Annotated in this window: 14 protein-coding genes and 1 tRNA gene; 3 read left to right on the top strand and 12 right to left on the bottom strand. The window is 66.4% G+C overall.

Annotated elements, in window-relative coordinates; all coding sequences use genetic code 11:
* Positions 1-11: 11 nt before the first annotated feature.
* Complete coding sequence (gene rirA / locus AABF56_RS23090; RefSeq protein ID WP_272804460.1) at positions 12-473, bottom strand: iron-responsive transcriptional regulator RirA; 462 nt, start codon at positions 471-473, stop codon at positions 12-14.
* Between the two features lie 179 nt (positions 474-652).
* Here rirA and AABF56_RS23085 point away from each other — a divergent pair, with 179 nt between their 5' ends.
* A complete protein-coding gene (locus AABF56_RS23085) occupies positions 653-1696 on the top strand; it encodes a Fe(3+) ABC transporter substrate-binding protein (RefSeq protein WP_272804459.1) in 1044 nt (347 codons plus the stop codon).
* A 57-nt stretch (positions 1697-1753) separates the two neighbouring features.
* Here AABF56_RS23085 and AABF56_RS23080 read toward each other — a convergent pair whose 3' ends face one another.
* The 3 genes from AABF56_RS23080 to AABF56_RS23070 all read right to left on the bottom strand — a co-directional run bounded on the left by AABF56_RS23080 (position 1754) and on the right by AABF56_RS23070 (position 5549).
* The gene (locus tag AABF56_RS23080; protein ID WP_272804458.1) at positions 1754-2830 is read right to left on the bottom strand and encodes a M48 family metallopeptidase; all 1077 of its coding nucleotides are present in this window, start codon (positions 2828-2830) and stop codon (positions 1754-1756) included.
* Positions 2820-3911 (bottom strand): YjgN family protein, encoded by a 1092-nt coding sequence (locus tag AABF56_RS23075; protein WP_272804457.1) that lies wholly within the window; start codon positions 3909-3911, stop codon positions 2820-2822. Before AABF56_RS23075 ends, AABF56_RS23080 begins: the two co-directional genes overlap by 11 nt.
* Positions 3912-4052: 141 nt before the next feature.
* Positions 4053-5549, bottom strand: coding sequence for a CoA-acylating methylmalonate-semialdehyde dehydrogenase (locus AABF56_RS23070; RefSeq protein ID WP_272804456.1), 1497 nt, complete (start codon positions 5547-5549; stop codon positions 4053-4055).
* 103 nt (positions 5550-5652) lie between these two features.
* Here AABF56_RS23070 and AABF56_RS23065 point away from each other — a divergent pair, with 103 nt between their 5' ends.
* Complete coding sequence (locus AABF56_RS23065) at positions 5653-6534, top strand: LysR family transcriptional regulator (protein WP_272804455.1); 882 nt, start codon at positions 5653-5655, stop codon at positions 6532-6534.
* Between the two features lie 3 nt (positions 6535-6537).
* Here the strand turns inward: AABF56_RS23065 and bcsN are convergent, their stop codons facing one another.
* The 8 genes from bcsN to AABF56_RS23025 form a co-directional block, all read right to left on the bottom strand.
* Positions 6538-7488, bottom strand: coding sequence for a cellulose biosynthesis protein BcsN (gene bcsN / locus AABF56_RS23060; RefSeq protein ID WP_272804454.1), 951 nt, complete (start codon positions 7486-7488; stop codon positions 6538-6540).
* Between the two features lie 7 nt (positions 7489-7495).
* Positions 7496-9448, bottom strand: a complete 1953-nt coding sequence (locus tag AABF56_RS23055) for a hypothetical protein (RefSeq protein WP_272804453.1) — start codon at positions 9446-9448, stop codon at positions 7496-7498.
* Complete coding sequence (locus AABF56_RS23050; protein ID WP_272804452.1) at positions 9445-11790, bottom strand: cellulose biosynthesis cyclic di-GMP-binding regulatory protein BcsB; 2346 nt, start codon at positions 11788-11790, stop codon at positions 9445-9447. Before AABF56_RS23050 ends, AABF56_RS23055 begins: the two co-directional genes overlap by 4 nt.
* On the bottom strand, positions 11783-14044 hold the full coding sequence (gene bcsA, locus AABF56_RS23045) for a UDP-forming cellulose synthase catalytic subunit (protein ID WP_272804451.1): 2262 nt from the start codon (positions 14042-14044) through the stop codon (positions 11783-11785). The genes AABF56_RS23050 and bcsA overlap by 8 nt, the downstream gene beginning before the upstream one ends.
* Positions 14045-14200: 156 nt before the next feature.
* Complete coding sequence (locus AABF56_RS23040; protein ID WP_272804450.1) at positions 14201-15130, bottom strand: DMT family transporter; 930 nt, start codon at positions 15128-15130, stop codon at positions 14201-14203.
* Positions 15127-15702: a TetR/AcrR family transcriptional regulator gene (locus AABF56_RS23035; protein WP_272804449.1), complete on the bottom strand. Its 576-nt coding sequence runs from the start codon at positions 15700-15702 to the stop codon at positions 15127-15129. The genes AABF56_RS23040 and AABF56_RS23035 overlap by 4 nt, the downstream gene beginning before the upstream one ends.
* Positions 15703-15835: 133 nt before the next feature.
* A tRNA-His gene (locus tag AABF56_RS23030) sits at positions 15836-15912 on the bottom strand.
* 144 nt (positions 15913-16056) lie between these two features.
* Positions 16057-16506 carry a phasin gene (locus tag AABF56_RS23025; protein WP_272804448.1) on the bottom strand — a complete coding sequence of 150 codons (450 nt, stop codon included), beginning with the start codon at positions 16504-16506 and terminating at the stop codon, positions 16057-16059.
* A gap of 241 nt (positions 16507-16747) precedes the next feature.
* Between AABF56_RS23025 and AABF56_RS23020 the strand changes: the two genes are divergently transcribed.
* The gene (locus AABF56_RS23020) at positions 16748-20428 is read left to right on the top strand and encodes an ATP-binding protein (protein ID WP_272804447.1); all 3681 of its coding nucleotides are present in this window, start codon (positions 16748-16750) and stop codon (positions 20426-20428) included.
* Positions 20429-20611: the final 183 nt, after the last annotated feature.

Here is a 20611-nt window from a genome sequence, read left to right as displayed (position 1 = left end):
CACCAGGCGCGTCAGGCGGCCGGCTGGCGCTCGACCGCGGTGTCCAGGCCGAGCAGCATGCCGATCTGCGGGCGGGCCTTGACGAGGTCGTCGATCGTGTATTGCTGCAGCACTTCGAAGAAGGCGTTCAGCGCCTTGCGCAGCGCCGAATTCAGACCGCAGCTATCGACCAGCGGGCATTCGATCTCGCCGGCCTCGAAGCATTCGGCCATGGCGAAGGAATCCTCCGTCACGCGCACGACGTCAAACAACGTGATCTCCGTCGCGGGCTTCGGCAGGCGCACGCCGCCGTTGCGGCCACGCACCGTCTCGATGATGCCCGCGCGCGTCAGCGGCTGGAGAATCTTGAACAGAAACAGCTCGGAGACGCCATAGGCCCTGGCGATTTCCGGGATGCGGCTGAGTTTGTCACCATTCGCCGCGCAGTACATCAACATGCGCACCGCATAGTTGGTTTGTTTCGTCAGACGCATCGGGAACTCCGGATCCGGTTTTCAAGTCCGAACACATATAGGACACTTCACTGTTTAGAACAATTCCAAAAAGCGGAAAATCACATTCATGTTATGGCAGGGATCGCACGGTTGACTGCAAGGGGCAAGCCGTTAAACACGACTTTAGCAGTTAAGAATAAATGCACCAGGAGGACCAGATGCAACTGCTTAAGACGTCCCTCGCCGCCCTAGCCCTCTCGACCGCCGGTCTGGCGCTTGCCGCACCTGCCCTCGCGGATGGTGAAGTCAACATCTACTCCTATCGCCAGCCGGACCTGATCAAGCCGCTGCTCGACGAATTCACCAAGGAAACCGGCATCACCACCAACGTGCTCTTCCTCGACAAGGGCCTGGTGGAGCGCATCCAGGCGGAAGGCGCGAACTCGCCGGCCGACGTCATCCTGACGGTCGACATCGCGCGCCTGACGGAAGCCAAGGAAGGCGGCGTCACGCAGCCTGTCCAGAGCGACGTCATCAACAAGGACATCCCGGCGCAGTACCGGGATCCGGATGGCGACTGGTTCGGCCTGACCACGCGCTCGCGCGTCGTCTACGCGTCCAAGGATCGCGTCGCGCAGAACGAGATCACCTACGAGGAGCTTGCCGACCCGAAGTGGAAGGGCAAGATTTGCACCCGCGACGGCCAGCACTCCTACAATATCGGCCTGCTCGCCTCGATGATCGCCCACCACGGCGAGGCCGAAGCCGAAAAGTGGCTGACGGGCCTGAAGAACAACCTCGCCAAGAAGCCTGACGGCGGCGACCGCGACCAGGCCAAGGCGATCCTCGCCGGCGAATGCGACATCGCGCTTGGCAACTCCTACTATGTCGGTCTGATGATGACCAACGAGAAGGAGCCGGAGCAGAAGGACTGGGCAGCCGCCATCAAGGTGCTGTTCCCGAATGCGGGCGACCGCGGCTCGCATGTCAACGTCTCGGGCATGGCGCTCGCCAAGAACGCCCCGAACAAGGACAATGCGCTGAAGCTGATGGAATTCCTGTCGGCCGGCACCGCGCAGCAGATCTATGCCGAGCAGGTCTACGAATACCCGGTCCTGCCGGGCGCGGAGCCCTCCGACGTCGTCAAGTCCTTCGGCACGCTGAAGCCGGATGCCCTGCCGCTCGTCGATATCGCGGCAAACCGCAAGAAGGCATCGGAACTGGTGGACAAGGTCGGCTACAACGACGGTCCGTCGCAGTAACGGGATGCCTCCCAAGGCCAAACCAGGAAACGGCGGCTCTCGGGCCGCCGTTTTCGTTCATTGCAGGTCCGGATCCGACTGGCCGGTGATGATCCGGCTGTAGTCGATAATGTCCTTCTTGCGCTGCGGCGTGCCCGGATGGGTGGAGAGGATGTTGGTGTCCCCCCTGTCGCCGAGCTTTTCCTCCAACAGGCCGAAGAAGCGGGCGATCGCGGCGGGATCGAACCCGGCCTTCGCCATCAGCTCGACCGAGCGCCGGTCGGCTTCGGCCTCCGCGCTGCGCGAATAGGAGAGCGCCAGCAGGCCGCCGCCCTGCACCAGCACGTCCTCGACCGCCGAGCCGACGTCGCCGGCGATCAGCATGATGAGGCCGGTCATGCCGGCGGCGCGGTAGAACTGACGCAGGCTGTGCTCCAGCTCGACATGGCCGATCTCGTGCGCAAGCACGCCCACGATCATTTCCGTATCGCTGCCCGCCAGCTCGACGAGCTGGTCGGTGACGACGAGCGTGCCGTCCGGCAGCGCGAAGGCGTTCGGACCGATCAGGCCGCCGTCGCGAAAATTGAGATTGTAGGCCCCTGCCCCGCGCGGCGACTGGGCGGCGATGCGGGCAAAACCGTCGGCGATCTCCTTGCGGCGGCCGTCCGGCAGTTTCGTCGGCGAGAAAGTCGTCTGGTCGAGCGCCTCCAGCGTGCCCTGCGCCATCAGCTGCGGCACGATCGGCGGCGTGGTGAGGATGGCGAGCTCGACGAGCGCCGGCACGCCCCAGCGATAGACCGCGCCGCCGAGCACGAAGGCGGCGAGCACGATGACGATGAGGCGGAGCCGGAACTGTTCCAGCCAGTGCACGAGGCCGGCACCGCCCTTGCCGCGCGCCGCAAGATACCGGTCGATGCCGTCATTGTCCCAGGTCTCGAAGACCGAGCCGTCCGGGAAGGTTACCCGGCGCGGGATGGCCCCGACGCGGCCGGAAATCTCGACCCAGGAGAGGCCCGCGCCGGCGAGCGGCTTCTCGCCGCCGACCGGCACCGCCGCGATTTCCCCGGCCCGCTCGACGAGGCGGGCCTCGACCGAGCGGCTGGAGCCGGCAGGATGCCAATCCCCGCTGGCAATGGTGGCATTGTCAGAAGCCAAAGTCGAAACCTTCAAAGTCCATGAATTCGGAGCCGACGGCCGAGCCCTGCGCCTCGATGCGGCTGAACAGCTCGCCGATGTCGCCGGCAAAGGTAACGCCGGTATGCTCCCACGTATAGCGCGCCATGCGCACCGCCGCCCAGGGCCGCATCAGGCCGAGGGTCAGCAGCGTGACGATGACGTTGGAAATGGCGATCCAGGTGTAGCGGGTGCGCGAGACGTCGCTCAGCAAGCGGTGCTGGCCGTCGAAGGTGGTTGCCGACCAGGCGATGTTGCGCACGCCCGCGCGATAGAAGAGGCCCGCAATGCCGAAGGTGGCGAAGAGCACGATGTAGCCGATGACCGCGCTGATGACGAGCGGGATCTGCTGTTCCGGCGTCAGCGCGCCGGGCGTCTCGATCATCGGCAGGATCAGCGAGAGGTTCATGAAGACGATGAGCGCGATGATGCCGAGGCCGACCAGCGCGATGAGGAACGACAGGAGCCAGGACTTGTAGAGCGGACCGAGCTTCGGGTCCGTATCGAAGGCCTTGCCGCCGTAGCGCAGGTTCGAGCCGACATAGCGCGAGACCCAGCGGCTGGCGAGCGGCGTGAGGATGCCGACGGTGATGACGGCGAGCAGGCTGCCGAGGATGAAGGCCTTGAAGGCCCCGCCCGCCCCGCCGACGAAATCGAAGCGCACATTGCGATAGCTCGTGACCCGCGCGGAGAAGCGCAGGCCCTTGGCGACGAGCCACGGCAGCGCGATCAGCACGACCAGCGTCGGCAGCAGCACGAGGATCGGTACCAGCGTCGCGATGACGTTGAGCGCGACGAAGGCGCCGAGAACGATGAGACGGCCGATGAGGATCTGCAGCCCCTTGGCGTGGTATTCGAACGACCGGCCAAGCAGCACGGTGTTGCCGTAGAAGTAACGGTTACGCCGAACCTTCGCCCAGGCCGAATAGATGCCGAGCGTCAGGATCGTCAGCAGCACATTGACGATCCAGATGCCGAAATATTCCGACGCCTTGCCGGTAAACGTGATGCGGTGGAAACCGCCCGCCTGTCCCGCGGGCGCAGCGGATGCTGCAAATGCCATATCGTTTGCCCCTTCCAAATGCATAGAACACGAGGGCTTAACGGCCCGGGCCGTATGGCTATTCTTCGCAGAGCACAAAAAACCCGCAACGCAAAAGGGGCCCCATCCGGGAGCCCCTTCCATCCTATCCGGTCGAACGGATCACTTCATCGTCGGAATGGAGAATTCCGCGCCGCCCTTGATGCCGGACGGCCAGCGGCTCGTCACGGTCTTGGTGCGGGTCCAGAACTTGATCGAGTCCGTGCCGTGCTGGTTGAGGTCGCCGAAGGCCGAGGACTTCCAGCCGCCGAAGGAATGGTAGGCGAGCGGAACCGGGATCGGAACGTTGACGCCGACCATGCCGATGTTGATGCGGCTGGCGAAGTCGCGGGCGGCGTCGCCGTCGCGGGTGTAGATCGCGACGCCGTTGCCGTATTCGTGCTTCATCGGCAGGTCGAGGGCTTCCTCGTAGTTCTTGGCGCGGACGACGGAGAGGACCGGGCCGAAGATCTCGGTCTTGTAGATCTCCATGTCCGGCGTGACGTTGTCGAACAGGCAGCCGCCGACGAAGTAGCCGTCCTCATAACCCTGCAGCTTGAAGCCGCGGCCGTCGACGACGAGGTTTGCGCCTTCTTCCACGCCCTTGTCGATGAGGCCGAGGATACGCGCCTGGGCCTCCTTGGTGACGACCGGGCCCATGTCGGCCTTCTCATCGGTATAGGGGCCGATGCGCAGGCTCTCGATCATCGGCGTCAGCTTTTCGATGAGGCGGTTGGCGGTTTCCTCGCCGACCGGCACGGCGACCGAGATCGCCATGCAGCGCTCGCCGGCCGAGCCGTAGCCGGCGCCCATCAGGGCATTGGCGGCCTGGTCGAGGTCGGCGTCGGGCATGATGATCATGTGGTTCTTCGCGCCGCCGAAGCACTGGGCGCGCTTGCCGTTGGCGGCGGCCGTGCCGTAGACGTAGCGGGCGATCGGCGTGGAGCCGACGAAGGAGACGGCGGCGATGTCCGGATGCGCCAAAATGCCGTCGACCGCGCCCTTGTCGCCGTTGACGACGTTGAGGATGCCTGCCGGCAGGCCGGCTTCGATCATCAGTTCGGCAAGGCGGATCGGCAGCGACGGATCGCGCTCGGACGGCTTGAGGATGAAGGCGTTGCCGCAGGCGATGGCCGGGGCGAACATCCACATCGGGATCATGCCCGGGAAGTTGAACGGCGTGATGCCCGCGCCGATGCCGACCGGCTGGCGGATCGAGTACATGTCGATGTTCGGGCCGGCGCCTTCGGTGAACTCGCTCTTGGACAGGTGCGGAATGCCGATGACGAATTCGCAGACTTCGAGGCCGCGGATGACGTCACCCTTCGAATCCTCGATGGTCTTGCCGTGTTCGCGCGAGATCAGCACGGCGAGTTCATCCATGTTCTGGTTGAGAAGCTCGACGAACTTCATGAAGACACGCGCGCGGCGCTGCGGATTGGTGGCGGCCCATTTCGGCTGCGCGGCCTTGGCGCTGTCGATGGCGGCCTGGAGATCCGCGTCGTTGGCGAGCGCGACCGTCGCCTGAACCTCGCCCGTCGCAGGGTTGTAGACGTTTGCGGTGCGACCGCTGGTGCCGGCGACCTTCTCGCCGTTGATGAAATGGCCGATCTCGTACATGGGAGTCCTCCGTTTGTTGTGAGAGGATCATCGCACTTCAATTTGCACAACTCAATCACCTTGGATAAGGAACCGTTGTGCAGAAATTAAAGTCGGAGGCAAAATGAACTGGGATGACGCCCGCATGTTCCTGGCGGTGGCCCGCACCGGGCAGATCCTCGCCGCCTCCCGCCGCCTCGGCGTGAACCATGCCACGCTCAGCCGCCGCGTCAGCGCGCTGGAGGAGGCGTTGAAGACGCGGCTCCTCATCCGCCGGACCAATGGCTGCGAGCTCACCGCCGAGGGCGAGGCCTTCTTGCGCGCAGCCGAGCGGATGGAGACGGAGATGCTGGCGGTGCAGGCGAGCATCGGCCGCATCGATACCGCCGTCGCCGGCACGGTGCGCGTCGGCGCGCCGGACGGGTTCGGCGTCTCCTTCCTCGCGCCGCGCCTCGGCCGGCTGACGGCGCGCCATCCGGAATTGAAGATCCAGCTCGTGCCGGTGCCGCGCTCCTTCTCGCTCTCCCAGCGCGAGGCCGACATCGCCATCACGCTGGAACGCCCGGAGCAGGGACGCCTCGTCTCCGCCAAGCTGACGGACTATACGCTCGGCCTCTATGCTTCGCGCGCCTATCTCGAAGAGAACGGCACGCCGCAAACCGTCGAGGACCTCAAGGCCCATCGGCGGGTCGGCTATGTGGAGGACCTGATCTTCACCGCCTCGCTCAATTTCACCGGTGAGATCATGCGCAGCTGGGATGCGGGCTTCGAGATTTCCAGCGCCACCGGCCAGACGGAGGCCGTGCGTTCCGGCGCCGGCATCGGCATCCTGCACGATTACATCGCCCGGCAACATGACGAGCTCGTCCGCCTGCTGCCCGGCACCGCCATCCGCCGTGCCTACTGGACGACCTGGCACGAAAGCGCGCGGGACCTGACGCGCGTGCGCACCGTCGCCGAATTCCTGCAGGAACTCGTGCAGAAGGAGCACCACATCTTCCTGTGAGCGTCAGTCGCCCGCGGTCAGCGCGGTCGTCTCGGGCATCGGCACCAGCACGCTTTTGGCCCGCGACGTCCGCTTCTCTCCGGCCTCCTCTGCCGGCTTTTCGGCAACGGCGATCTTAATCTTCTCCTGGCCGGCTTCGCCCGGGAGCGGCACGCGCACGGCATTGCGGATGGCGGCCGGCTCCTCCGCCCGCTTCTCCTCGACAACCCGGCGCTTCGGCGTACGGCGCGGCTCTGCGCCATCGTCGATCACCGCCACGGGCTCGGCGCGCATCGATACGGACTGGCTGCGCAGGCCGCCGCTGCCGCCGGCATAACGCAGCATGTCGAAGGTCTGGCCCGTCACCGGCTTCAGCCGCATGCCGCCCATCAGCGCGGCGATGCGCTCTTCCGGCATGGAGGGATGGCAGAAGCGCAGGCGCACCTGCGCGGAATAGTTGCCGTCCCCGATGCGGCCCATCGCCGTTTCGCTGAGCGGCGCCGTTCGCTTGGCGAACTGCCAGGCATAAAGGCAGCTCCCGGAGGTGCCGAGCGGCCCCGTCGCATAACCGTAGACGCCATGCGTGTTCTGGCCGGCAGCTGCGTTGATCCTCATGGCGACGCCCGGCAGGGCCTGCCGCATCTCGGCAAGGATCGCCCGCCGCGTCGGCGCGCGCAGGAAGGCGGTGCCTTCGGCGGGCGTGCCGACCCGCACCGTCAGCACGTTCTCGCCGGCGGAGGCCGTCGCGTTGGAATAGACGATCGCCTGTTCGAAGAAATCGCCGCGCACCGTCTGGCGCACGCTTTCGATGCGCCCGGAGATCGACGGCAGGTAGGCAGCGGCGAATTCCGGCGAGACCTCCGTCGAGATCGGCGGCGCATCCGGCCGGATGGAACCGGTTTCGAGGAACGGATCGTGCACGGCGGTGCAGCCCGTGGCAAGGAGCGGAAGTGCAGTGAGAAGCAGCCAGCGCATGAAGAACCTATCGGATGGGGGCCGTGGAGACGGCGAGGCCGCGGGCGGCCGCCGGGTCGTAGAGATGCATGTTGAGCCGCGCGAAGACCGCCTGCGCCTGGCCGCGATTGCCGAGATGGTAGTAGGCCCAGCCGCGCAGCTGGCTGAGATCGGCCGGCTCGGCGACGAGGCTGGCGCGCGCGTTCAGCGCATCGAGCACGCGCTGGTACTGCTTGTGATCGAAGGCCGAGCGGGCACGCTGCCAGTAAATCTCGGCCCGCACCTCGCGGTCGCGCCTTTCCGCGAGCGGATAGAGGCTGACCATCGCCTCGGCATCGTCTGTCAGTCGGCCGCGCAGCAGGGTGAGCGCCGCGCCATAGGCGGCATCCGCCTGCGTGCGGCTGTTGCCGAGCGCCGCCTCGAAGGCGTTGCGGGCTTCGGCCAGCCGGTTCAGTTCGAGATGGCACCAGCCCTTGATCAGCATGGCATCGGCGGAGATCGCGCCGCGCGCTTCCAGCGCGGAGATGTCCTTGATGCAGGCGCTGAAGCGCTTCGCCTTGAAATGCGCGAGATAACCGCTGCCACCGCCCGTGGCGGAAGCGAGGGGCATTTCCACGGAGACGCTGCGGCGGCCCTTGGGCGGGGTGGCGACCTTTATCTCGGCCCAGATCTCCGGGTAGATGTCGCGGTATTCCTGCTCCAGCGCCGCATAGTCCTTCTTCTGGCCGAGGCGCAGCAGGCTGAGTGCGAGCCCCTTGACGCGCACCGGCGCGCTTTCCCAGTCGAGCGACTTTGCGAACCAGGCCCTTGCAGCCTCATACTGGCGTGAATTGTAGGCATACCAGGCGAGGATCTCCGCATGGTCGGCATTGGACGTCGCGAGGATCGCGTTGCTGTAGGCGGTGACGGTCTTCCCGTCCGCGTCCGGCTGGTCCGGCTTGGAGAAGCGCAGCGACAGCGCATTCATCAGGAAGGCCGGGTCTGCGGAAAGGTCCTCGAGATAGGCTTGCGCGACCGCATAGGCCTCTTCCTGCCTGTTCCCCGCCGCCAGCGACAGGTATAGCCCCTTGGCGTTCTCCGCATCCCGGCGCTTGGCAAGCGCCGCCTTGAACCAGCGCGCGGCACTTTCCGGCGCCTTGAGCTTCAGGTCGTACCAGCCGAGCAGCGACAGGTCCTCGAGACGTTCGCCTTTTTCTGCGGCGGCGCGAAGCTTGCCGACCTCGCCCTCCGCAATCGGCGTCTGGCGCTTTTCGTCCGCATTGAAATCCGCGATATCCTTGCGCGTCAGATCGAGTTCGACCGGCGCCAGGCCAGCCTGCAGCAGCGGAGACGTCGCCAGCAGGCCCATCGCCTTGCGCACGTCCTCCGCCGGGAAATCCCGCGTCGATTTCTGCAAGGTCGTGAGAATCTGCTGGTCCGGCAGACGCTTGTCGCCCTCGCGGAAGAGCAGGCCGCGATACACCGAAGTCAGCGCATCCTTCGCGCCGGTCCCCGCATAGGCATCGAGCAGCATCCAGGCGAGGTCGACCTCCGTCTCCGTCGACGGATCGAGACCCTTCGCCGCCTCGATGACGCCCATCCAGTCCTTGCGGGCGGTGGCGGCCATCATCTCGATACGCTGCTTGCGCCGGGCGAGCTTGCCGGAAAAATCCTCGCTCGGCATCCATTCGGGATTTTCCGAACGGCGCCTGCCGATCTCGGCCTCGATGCCGGTGAAGTCGTTCTTCTCGTAGAGCGCCCAGAGCGCGCTCTCGTCCACCTGCCGCGCAGCGGGCGAATAGACATCCGCCGGCACCACGAAATCCGGATATTTCAGCCGCAGGCGGTTCGTCTCGGCCTCCAGCCGGGCGGCCTGCTTCTGCTCGGCGTAATAATAGAGGGCAGCCATCTCGACCGCGTCGGGACCGGCCTCGCCCGCGAGCGCGATCGGCGACAAAGCCGTGCAACCGGCAAGAAGGGCGGACAGGAAAAGCGCTCTCATCGATCGGACCTCACGCCCCTCTTCGGCACCGTCACACCGAGCCAGACGGCGAAGGCGCCGAGGCAGGCGAGAACGAGCAGCACGTAGATCTGGAAATTGTCGGAGAACCAGGCGGCCGCGACCCGGCGCAGGTTGCCCGGGCTGCGGTCGGCGAAGTCGGCGATGTAGCGCTCCGCCGCCGGCAGGCTGGAAAGCGCAAGGCTCGCCGTCTCGATGGTTGCCGTGCCGCCCTGGAGATCACGCCAGACGGCAGGTGCCACGAGCCGCTGCACGCCGGCATCCACATCGCGCGGCGAACCGGCCTTGACCACCGTCCAGGTGGAAAGGCCGTCGGGCGAGCGCATCTGTGAAAGCGTCACCAGCGCACCTTCGCCATGGGGGGCCTGCGCGGCATCCTCGCCTTCATAGCTCAGCCAGCGCCCGAAACCGTTCGATGCGGCGGCGAGCCAGAGCTGCGCCCGCACGCCGAAGGAAAGGTCTTCCTGCTGCACGGCCGTCGAATTGTGGAAGGCCTGCAGGAGGTCGGCGGTCTCGTCGCCGGTGCCGGCGGAAACCGAGGCGGTGAGCACCGGGTCGGGCTTCAGCAGGTCGGCGACGGAAGCGCCGATATCGGCTTCGGCGGGGAAAGCCGATTTGCCCGCGGCGCCGAGTTCGGCAAAGTCGTTCTGCGAGGAGATCACCAGCGCGTCGCGGCCGGTGCCCTGCACGGGCAGGCCGATGGCGATCCTGGCATTCAGCGGCGCGCGGGCGGAGCGCGCCAAGCGGGACAGAAGCGTGAGGCCGGCACCGACCGACTGGCTGTCCGCCCGGTCGATGACGAGGTCGAAAGCCTTGCCGCCGCCATAGGGATAGGCCTTGCCGGCCAGCGCCGAAAGATCGGGCAGCCGGCCGACGCGGGCGAGCGCCGGAACCTCGATGGCGGTCGTGTCGAGCAGGATGAAGCGCGGCTTGCGGTCATCGCGCTCTTCCTGGCGGCAGGCGGCGTCCGCCGCCATCGGCAGCTCCGCCAGCAGTTCGATCCGGTTGACGCCCGGCCGGAAGGCGCGCAGCGGCAGCTCGATCCGCTTGCCGTCGAACTGCTCGCCGGTGCGGTTGCGGAAGGGATAGCTCTTCACCACCCTGTCGTTGACGCGCACGAGAAGCTGCGCCGTCTGGTCGAGGCCCGGCGAGGTGGCGGCGGAAAGGCGAAGGTCGAGCGTCGCATATTCCGCCGGATAGAAGTCCGCCGGCATCTCGACCGAAAAATCGGTGCGCGACAGGCGACCGGAGAAGACGCGGGTCTCGTAGCCGGCATCCTTCAGCGTGCGACGATCGCCGGCATCGACGGCGAGCACGTCCCTGCCCGTTCCGAAGATGCCGGTCTTCAGGCCATCGGCCATCGATCCCTTCACGGCAGCGAGCACGGCCGCGCGGATATCGCCGGCATTGGCGGCGCGCATGACGACACGCGCCCGCTCGGCCGAGGCGCCGGCCTGCACGGAAAGCCCGCGCGGGGTGCCGGCGAGGCCGAGTTTCGCAAGCGTGGCCGAACCGTTTCGGTCCATGGCCATGACGAGATCGATGCCCGGCCCCGTGCCCGGCCTGTCGGCGACCGAGACCGTCACGTCATCCCGGTTCAGGAACAGGACGAGCGCCTGCAGGACGGGCGCGGCCTCGTTCAGCGCCTCGGCATCGGGCAAGGCGGGAAGGACGACACGGATATCCGTGCGCTGCTCCGCCGTACGGCGAACGGCGAGCAGGCTGTCGAAATCGGCAAAGTCGGTGGAAACGGACGAGGCAAAGCCGCTTGCCGCCGGATCGAGCTTCGTCCAGAGCTCATAGGTGGCGTCGAGCGAGCAATCGACGCGATGGTGCTGCCGGGCGCGCAGGCGCACGACATTGCGGCCGGCCCGCAGGAATTCGAAGGCGACCGCGACCTTCTCCGTCTTGACGCCGTTCGGCGAGGCGATGGGAAAGCCGCCGAGGTCGCGGCCGTTGACCTCGATATCCACCTTCGCCGTGTCGGGCAGCACCGAGACCGCGTTGACATAGGCAAGGTTCAGCGTGCCGCCGGCGGCAACCTGCGGACCGTTAAGCTGGAAGGTGAAGGTCGCGACGTCGTCCTCGCCGGAAAGCGTGTAGGCCTCCGCCGACTGCTCGAAGGGCACGAGGTTTTCGGCCGCGGCGCCTTCGGACGCGATCTTCTTCGACTCGACGGGGTGCGGCAGGAGGCCGCTGGTCAGCGCCGTGCCCTCGAGGAGCGGCTTGACGGCATCGGCCACCAGCCCCTCGGCCCAGCCGGCGCCGGCCGAGGCAACGAGGAAGACGAGCGCCAGGGTCTTGAGAAGCGTGGGGTTAGCCATAGGCCTGGGCTCCTGTCAGGACCGGCGGCAGCTCGGTGGCGCGGCCGGAGATCTGGGCATTGTTGTCCTTCACGACGATGGGCGCATCGGCAAAGGATTTGACGGTGCTTTCGCGGATGAGGCCGGCGGAGTAGCGGAGCGCGCGAAGCGTCTCGCGGATGCTCCAGAGGGCGAAGCGCGAGGTACCCCAGAAGAAGCTGCGGCGCACCTGGCGGCGGGTGATGCGCTCCTGCAGGACAGCCTGGTCGGAATACATCAGTTCGGCGATCGCCAGGAAGGTTTCCGGCGTGCGCTCCTTGTAGGCGAAGCCGTGCACCGCGCCCGCCCCAGCATCGCGGCTGGAACGATAGACGACGTCGAAGGTGATGACCTGGCCGGCGCGGCGGAGCTGGATGGACGCTTCGAGCGGGTTTTCAAGGTCGATCTCCGGTGCCGTCTCGACGAATTCCACCGAGACGCCGCCGAAGGAGGCATCCTGGATGATGATGTTGGAGAGCTTGCCCTCGGCCTTCATCAGCGCATGGCGCTTGACGGGCAGGCGCTGGTTGCGGCGCAGCTCCCGCCGCTCGGCGACGACGCCGAGCGCGGCCCCGGCAAGGCCGAGATTGATGAGGTTCCAGCCGGCGACGATGGTCAGGAGTTCGGTCGCGACCGGCTCCGTCAGGAAGCGGTAGCCGGAATAGAGCGCGGCCGCGAGCAACATGAAGAAGATGAGGAAGTAGGGCCGGGCGAGCGGCGACAGCATGCTGCGGTCGAGCGTCTGGCCCTTTGCCGTGACGTTGAAGGTCGGCTTCCTCGGGCTGCGGATGACGCTGACGATCGAGCCGAAGAGCAGCACCGACTGCACATATTCATAGAGCTCGGAGACCCAGGGCCAGCGCACGCGGCCATAGAGATAGCTCTGCATGGCGAAGGAGCCGATGAGGTAGGTCACCGCGTAGGAGGCGAATTCCAGGATGTTCGCCTGGTAGATCTCCAGCGAGAAGAAGATGTAGAGCAGCGGCGAGAAGACGAAGGCGAGCCGCGACAGCGGGAACAGCCAGAACAGGTTGATGCCGGCATAGCAGATGCGCTGGGCGAGCGTCAGGCCCTTGGCGAGGAACGGCCGGTTGAGGATGAGGATCTGCAGCATGCCCTGGCACCAGCGGGCGCGCTGGCCGATGAAGGACACGAAGGTTTCCGGCTGGAGGCCGGCGATCAGAGGCTTGTCGACATAGAGGCTGTGCCAGCCCTTGGAATGCAGCGCCAGCGCCGTCTCGCAATCCTCGGTGATCGACTGGCCGGAAAAGCCGTTCGCCGCGACAAGCGCCGCGCGGCGCAGCACCGCCGCCGAGCCGCAGAAGAAGGAGGCGTTCCACTTGTCCAGCCCGCGCTGCAGGATCGAATAGAACATCTCGTTTTCCGAGGGCATGCGCGCGAAGGTCTGGAGGTTCTTTTCCAGCGGATCCGGGTTGAGGAAATAGTGCGGCGTCTGGACGAGGAAGAGCTTCTTGTCCTTCCGGAAGAAACCGACCGTCTCGCGCAGGAACTCGCGCACCGGCGCATGGTCGGCGTCGAAGACGACGACGAGCTCGCCCTTCGAGACCTTCAGCCCCTCGTTGAGATTGCCGGCCTTGGCGTGGTCGTTCTGCTTGCGGGCATGATAATGCACGCCGAGCGAGGCGCAGAGCGCCTTCAGCTGCTCGTGGCGGCGGATCGCCGCGATCGAGATGCGCGGGTCCTTGTGGTTGCGCTTGGCCTCCGTGCCGCCGTCGTCGAGCAGATAGACGTTCAGCTTGTCCTTCGGATAGAGCATCGACTTCGCCGCGGCGAGCGTGCCGGCAAGCAGCTCCGGCTCCTCGTTGTAGGACGGGATGAAGACGTCGACGGTCGGCAGGCTCGCCGCATCGCCCGTCTCCGGGCTTTCGCGCTTTACCGGATCGGCCAGCATGAAGAAGCTGATCGCCAGCATGGCGAGGCAGTACATTTCCGCGAGATAGAGGACCAGGCCGGGAATGAAGTTCAGCGGTTCATAGATGCTCGGCAGCGTCTCGGTGGTACGCCAGAAGGCGTAGCGCATGGCGAGGATGCCGGCAAAAACGAAGGTGACGAGCCGGAATGTGGCGCTCTTCGGGCGGGTCATCGCCAGGAACATCACGCCGAGCACGGCAAAACTCAAGATAAGCTGGGCCTGAAGGCTGATCGGCAGCCAGAGAAGGAACAGCCCGAACATGCCGGCGGGAACCGCCAGCCATTTGACGCACGTCATGTGCATTTGAAGAACCCCATTTGCATCGCGGCAGCGCGTCATGCGGACCGGTCCCATACAGGAACGGGAGGACATTAGGGATCCATTGGTCAACGGTTTCCTAATGGAGTGCCAAAACGGGAATGGCGTCAAAAGCGTGGTAAAGGAAGGGTTTACGCCGCGTCAGCGGTGGGCGGGCGCCTGCGATTTCGCCACGATGAGGATGCCGGCGAGGGACACGGCGAGCCCCCCGGCCATGGCCCAGGACAGGGGCTCGCCGAACATCAGCCAGGCCCAGACCATGGTCACCGGCGGGCTGAGATAGAGGACGGCGGTCACCCGGGCGGGCGAGGATTTGCGCAGCGCGAGATAGTAGAGGCTCCAGGCACCGAACGTCGCGACGAAGACGAGCCAGAGGATGCCGCCGATGAAGCCCCGGTCGAGAACCGGAAGCACGCCGCCCTCGTGCCAGGCCGGCACGGCGAAGATCGCGGCTGCCGACAGGCACTGGATGCAGAGGCTCTGATAGACCGGCATGGCATTGACCGGGCTGCGTTTCTGCAAGAGCGTCGCCAGCGCCAGGGACAGGGTGCCGAGAACGGGAAGGCCATAGGCCCAGAGCGGCACGTGGCCGATCTCCAGCGACCAGCCGGAGGCGATGAGCACGCCGGCAAGGCCGATGAACGAACCGATCCATTGGCGCCCTGTCAGAGCCTGGCCGAGAATGGGCCAGGACAGGAAGGCGACGGCAAGCGGCAGCATGTCGGTGATGAGCGCGACGAGACCGGTGGGCACACCGAGACCGATCGCCAGCGCGAAGCCGGAGAGATAGCCGGCCATGGCCAGCGCGCCAAGCAGCATCTGGAGGGCGACGTCCCTGCCGCGCATCCTCGGCCCCAGGGCAAGCGCGAAGGGCAGCAGCACCAGCCCGGACACGAGGCTTCGCCAGAAGAGGATGAGGAAGATCGGCGCATGGTCGCTGGCAAAGCGCACGCCGATGAAGCCGGCACTCCAGCACACGACCAGTGCCGCCTCGAGAAGGACGAGGACGCCGAGCGACCAGAGCCGGTTCGCACGGACGGAAGGCAGTGCCGCAAGATCGCTGGCGCTCATAGCTGGTCCATGATCGAGACGGCGATCCTGCGGGCCGCCTTCAGCCGACCGTCATGCCCGTCGAGGCCGGCGCGGGCCATGGCGCCCTCCAGCACGAAGGACAGGTGTTCCGCCATCGCGTCGATCGCAGCGCCGCCATCGGGCTTCATTTCGCGCAGGCAGGCCCTGAAGAGCTGCTCGACCTCTTCCTTCTGCAGGGCCACCGTCGCCCGGCCTGCATCGCCGACGGGAAGCTCGGCGGCGGCATTCAGCAGGCCGCAGCCGCGAAACCCCCAGCCATAGGCGCGTTCGGCATGGTCGACATAGGAATCGAAGACCGCCAGCAGCCGCTCGCGCGGCGTCGCGGCCTTGGCCAGCCGCTCGCCGTAGAGCGCATGCCATTCCGCAAGGCGCGCCTCCAGGTAGGCGTTCACGAGATCGGACTTGGAGGAGAAGTTGTTGTAAAGGCTCATCTTGGCGACGCCCGCATGCGCGGTGATCGTATCGATCCCCGTCGCCCCGACCCCATCCCGGTAAAACAGCTCGGCCGCCGCCTTCAGCAGGCGCTCCCGCGCAGGCACCCGTTCACCCATTGCGCCCTCCAATAACTATGTAGACCGATCTACCTATTTTCTACACAAGTCAAGAGGGCATGGGCAAGGCATCGCCAAAACGGCGCCGTCCCGCGGGAAAGCTGCAACCATCCGGATTTCAGGGGAGAAGAAGTGGTACGGTTGAGTGGAGTTGAACCACTGACCTCAGGTGCCACAAACCTGCGCTCTAACCAACTGAGCTACAACCGCACACGGCGCGTCCTGCGCGCTTGGTGCGTCACATAAGGGGAGCCGCACCATTTTTCAAGCGTTTTTTGCAAGCGCTCAAATGAAAATGGCCGAGCGATTGCCCGGCCATTTTATCATGGGGTCCAGCCCCGCACCAGACGGTGCTCAGACGGTCTTGAAGGACTTCATGGCCTTCTCGGCGGCCGACTTGCCGGGAGCGGCGACCTTCTCGGCAACCTTCTTGGAGGTTTCCTGCAGGGTCTTGGCCTGCTCGACGGCAACTTCGGCCTGCTTGCGCAGGAAGGCGGTCTGCAGTTCGAAGAGTTCGGAAACGGACTTCACGCCGAGCAGGGCTTCCATGTGCGAAAGCGAGTTCTCGGCATTGGTGCGGAGCGCTTCGATGGCCTTGAGGCCGAGTTCGACGGAGCCGGCCTGCGCGCTTTCAAGCGTCGCTTCGACGGTCTTGGTGGCGTCTTCGGCAGCTTCCTTCATCTTGGCATAGGCCTCCTTGGTCTGCGCGGCGCCCTTTTCGGCGAATTCGCGGAAGCTCTCGGAGAACTTGCTCGGGTCGATGGATGCGATGGAGAATACGTCGTCCGTCTTCTTGGTAGCCATTGTCTGCGCTCCTTGGTTTGGCCCTCTCTAGAGGCGCCGTGTTCTTGGATGGCCTCTATATAGGCGATCTTATTTCGCATTGCAACAAAATTGTGCATCGCACAATAAATCATGAGGCCGTTAACCCTTCTGCCCGAAAGCCCGGGGCTTTGCGGGCCGGGCGCTGGACCCTCCGCCGGTGCGCCGCTATTAATAAAGTGTTAATGGAAAGCCGGGACGCCGGATTGAGACAGGCCTGAACATGTCCGCAAAGCAGTATCCCTTTATCGACGTCGCCGTCCATGAACGGGTGCGCCTGCCCTTCGCCAGGGGCGAGGCGGTCGTGCTGTTTTCCAGGGACATGGCGCGCGTGCTCTGGTCGAACGGCCGCGGCGCGGCCCTCTTCGGCCATGACAATATCTACGATTTCCTCGATGCCGGGCCGGACCGCGCCGACGTCGCCTTCCGCCAGCTGGCGGCAACCGCCCGCCAGGTGCAGGCGCCGGGCGATCGCCGCAGCTTTCTCATGCGCGTCGGCAGCGGCTTTCGCAGCATGCCGGTGACGGCCGCCGTCGAGGACGTCACCATCCGCCCCGGCGACGAGGCGATCCTGTTCAGCGCGCCGGTCGGCGCCGGCCGGCAGAGCCCGCAGGAGGCCGCCGCCGCCATGCTGACCGGCTTCGACGATCCGGACACGCACATGGCCGTGCTCGACGGCTCGGGCACAATCATCGCCGCCTCGGACGGTTTCGAAGGCCTTTCCATCAGCCCGGAGACGCGCCGCGCCCTCGTCGAGGCCGCCGGGCGCAGCACCGAGCGCCTCGTCAAGCGCCCGATCGCCACCGGCCGCGGCCATCTGCCCGCCGCCATCGGCCGCATCGCCGCCGACCCGCCGCTCCACCTGCTCTTCGCCGTCGAAACGATCCTGGGCCATCTCGACCCGGATGAAACCGCGGCGGAACCCGTTGCCGAGACGCCGGCCGAAACCGTCCTGGACGCCGAGCGCCCCGCGCCGGCGGTGGAGGAGACGCAGGAGCAGGCTGAACGGATCGCCGGCGTGGTGGAACCGGTCTGCGAGCCCGTTGCCATCGAAACAGAGCCCATGGTCGACGACGGAGCCGCACCGGAGGACGGCATGGAGGCCGCGGTTTCCGCCGAAGAGATCGTCGAGACGGCTTCCGACATCCTGCCGGCAGCGGACGAACCGGCCGCGAACCTGCCGGATGCCGCCACGGAGGAGACCGTCGGAACCGAAGCCGAAAGGGCCGAGGCCGTTCTGGTCGCGGCCGAAAATGACGGGGCGGATCGCAACACGGACGGCTTTACCTTCAATCCGCAGGGCCGGCCGATCCGGTTCGTCTGGAAGATCGATGCGGAGGGCCGGTTCAGCGAGATTTCGGAGGAGTTCGCCGCCGCCGTCGGCCCGCATGCCGCCGCGATTGCCGGCGAGCGCTTCTCCGACGTCGCCACCCGCTTCGACCTCGACCCCGAGGGCAAGATCGGCGACCTCCTGCGCCGCCGCGACACCTGGTCCGGCAAGACGATTCTGTGGCCGGCCGAGGGCACCAACCTCGTCGTGCCCGTCGACCTCGCGGCCCTGCCGACCTATTCGCGCAACCGGGAATTCGATGGCTTCCGCGGCTTCGGCATCGTGCGCATCGCCGATGCAGCCCCGGATCCGCACGCCCGCGGCCTGATGCTTGCCAGCGCCGCGGATGACCAGGCGGCCGAGATGGAGGAAGTCTTCGCCGAGGAAGCCGGCACGCTCCTGGAGAGCGCGGCCGGGGAGCTGGACGACACCACCGAGGCGACGACGCAACCTGTCGCGGACGCCACGGACACGGCAGACGACGTCTCCGTCATGCCGGACGAGGCCGATCACATAGAGGGAACGACCCCGGTAGCGCAGGACACCGTCGAAACGGAGGCGGCAACGGAAGCCTCTGTGGAAGATGGCGAGGACATGCAGGCCACGCCCGCCGAGGACGAAGAGGATGCCTTCCGCGGCGAGCGCCCGGCGCTGCGCCTCGTCGAGACCCCGGCCCGCCGGCAATCCGACAAGATCGTGCAGCTCGAGACCCGACGCAATCGCGGCGGTCTCTTCGACGGCCTTTCGACCGGCGAGCAGGCCGCCTTCCGCGAGATCGCCCGCCAGCTTGGCGAGACCTTCGGCAAGCGCAAGCCGGAGGACCGTCCGTCGGCCGAGCCTGTGGAAACGGCGGCTGGCGGCGAACAAACGGACGAGACGACCGGTGACGCCCGCCCGGAAATTCCGGAGAGCGCCGAGGCAACCGCCATCGCGCAGACCGCCGACGAAACCCATGCGGAAGTGCCCGGCCTCGAAATCGGCCCGCATGCCGACGACCTCCTGAACGAGGCGCATGCCGAAGGGCGCACGGCCATCGCGCCGCCGCGCCGGCAGATGGACTATGGTCTTACCGCCGCGGTGGTCGACGTGCTGCCCGTCGCGCTGCTCGTTCATGTCGGCGACCGGCTCATCCACGCCAATCCGGAATTCTTCCGCCTGACGGGTTATGGCGGCCTTGAGGACCTCGAAGCCTCGGGCGGGCTCGACATCCTCCTGGCCGGCCCCGACGAGGACGCGGAAGACGGCGACGGCACCATGACCCTGCGCCATGCCGACGGCGAGAGCACGAGCGCCGTGCACGCCCGCCTCCAGTCGATCCGCTGGGAGGACGGCACGGCGCTGATGCTGGCGCTGACGCCGCTGCACACGAAGTCCGCGCTTTCGCTGGTCGAGACCGCGCCGGCTCCAGTGGCGGAAGCCGAGGATCGCAATGCCGACCAGGCCGCGGCCGCGGCGCTGCGCATCGAGGTCAGCGAATTGCGCTCGATCCTCGAAACGGCGACCGACGGCGTCGTCGTCGTCGGGCAGGACGGCGACATCCGCTCGATGAACCGCTCGGCCAGCGCCCTCTTCAACTATGACGAGGACGAGACGCGCGGCCGGCCCTTCGCCATGCTCTTTGCCCATGAAAGCCAGAAGGCGGTGCTCGACTATCTCGCCGGGCTTGCCGGCCACGGCGTCGCCAGCGTGCTCAACGACGGGCGCGAGGTCATCGGCCGCGAGGCGGCCGGCGGCTTCATCCCGCTCTTCATGACCATGGGCCGCCTCTCCTCCTCCGCCGGCTATTGCGCGGTCATTCGCGACATCACCCAGTGGAAACGCACGGAAGAGGAGCTGCGCAACGCCAAGCGGGCCGCCGAGACGGCCAATGCCCACAAGAGCGACTTCCTCGCCCGCGTCAGCCACGAGATCCGCACGCCGCTTAATGCCATCATCGGCTTTTCCGACATGATGGCGACGGAGCGCTTCGGACCGATCGGCCATCCGCGCTATATCGAATATGCCAACGACATCGGCCGCTCCGGCCGCCATGTGCTCGACATCGTCAACGACCTGCTCGACATTTCGAAGATCGAGGCGGGCGAGATGGAGCTGGAATTCACCGCCGTCGGCCTCAACGAGACGCTCGCCGAGGCGGTCTCGCTGGTGCAGCCGCAGGCGAACGCCCAGCGCGTCATCATCCGCACCTCGCTTTCGGCCAATGTGCCGCAGATCGTCGCCGACCTGCGCTCGATCAAGCAGATCGCGCTCAACATCCTGTCGAACGCCATCCGCTTCACCCCGTCGGGCGGGCAGATCGTCGTGTCGACGGCCTATGAGGCGAACGGCAGCGTCGTGCTGCGCATCCGCGACACCGGCGTCGGCATGACGCGCAGCGAACTGGAACAGGCGATGAAGCCCTTCCGGCAGGTGACGACAGGCGCGCGCAAGCGCGGCGACGGCACCGGCCTCGGCCTGCCGCTGACCAAGGCGATGGTCGATGCCAACCGGGCGAACTTCGCCATCAGCTCCACGCCGAACGAGGGCACGCTGGTCGAAGTGATCTTTCCCTCGCCGCGCGTGTTGGCAGATTGAGCCGATTGGATTAGAGCGGGAGGACGAGGGCAAGGCGCATCGACGACCCCTCATCCGGCTCCCGCACCTCCCCGGCGAGGTTCCCGCGTGAAGCGGGATGAGGGAAACCGCTCGGACGCCTGCCTGCCGAAGGACCCCTTTTCCCGAGGTGAACGCCTTGCAGGTATCTTCCGAAAGTCTACC

Origin of the sequence: Shinella sp. WSC3-e, assembly GCF_945994535.1 — a bacterium.
Taxonomy (GTDB): Bacteria; Pseudomonadota; Alphaproteobacteria; order Rhizobiales; family Rhizobiaceae; genus Shinella; species Shinella yambaruensis.
Note: the sequence above shows the minus strand (reverse complement) of the source record. Positions and strands in the feature narration are given on the sequence as shown.

Bases quoted from the DNA above. Each gene is read 5' to 3' on its own strand.
- AABF56_RS23050 (WP_272804452.1), bottom strand. From the start codon at position 11,790: ATGGCTAACCCCACGCTTCTCAAGACCCTGGCGCTCGTCTTCCTCGTT.
- bcsN (WP_272804454.1), bottom strand. From the start codon at position 7,488: ATGCGCTGGCTGCTTCTCACTGCACTTCCGCTCCTTGCCACGGGCTGC.
- AABF56_RS23070 (WP_272804456.1), bottom strand. From the start codon at position 5,549: ATGTACGAGATCGGCCATTTCATCAACGGCGAGAAGGTCGCCGGCACC.
- AABF56_RS23085 (WP_272804459.1), top strand. From the start codon at position 653: ATGCAACTGCTTAAGACGTCCCTCGCCGCCCTAGCCCTCTCGACCGCC.
- AABF56_RS23040 (WP_272804450.1), bottom strand. From the start codon at position 15,130: ATGAGCGCCAGCGATCTTGCGGCACTGCCTTCCGTCCGTGCGAACCGG.
- rirA (WP_272804460.1), bottom strand. From the start codon at position 473: ATGCGTCTGACGAAACAAACCAACTATGCGGTGCGCATGTTGATGTAC.
- AABF56_RS23020 (WP_272804447.1), top strand. From the start codon at position 16,748: ATGTCCGCAAAGCAGTATCCCTTTATCGACGTCGCCGTCCATGAACGG.
- AABF56_RS23065 (WP_272804455.1), top strand. From the start codon at position 5,653: ATGAACTGGGATGACGCCCGCATGTTCCTGGCGGTGGCCCGCACCGGG.
- bcsA (WP_272804451.1), bottom strand. From the start codon at position 14,044: ATGCACATGACGTGCGTCAAATGGCTGGCGGTTCCCGCCGGCATGTTC.
- AABF56_RS23075 (WP_272804457.1), bottom strand. From the start codon at position 3,911: ATGGCATTTGCAGCATCCGCTGCGCCCGCGGGACAGGCGGGCGGTTTC.
- AABF56_RS23035 (WP_272804449.1), bottom strand. From the start codon at position 15,702: ATGGGTGAACGGGTGCCTGCGCGGGAGCGCCTGCTGAAGGCGGCGGCC.
- AABF56_RS23055 (WP_272804453.1), bottom strand. From the start codon at position 9,448: ATGAGAGCGCTTTTCCTGTCCGCCCTTCTTGCCGGTTGCACGGCTTTG.
- AABF56_RS23025 (WP_272804448.1), bottom strand. From the start codon at position 16,506: ATGGCTACCAAGAAGACGGACGACGTATTCTCCATCGCATCCATCGAC.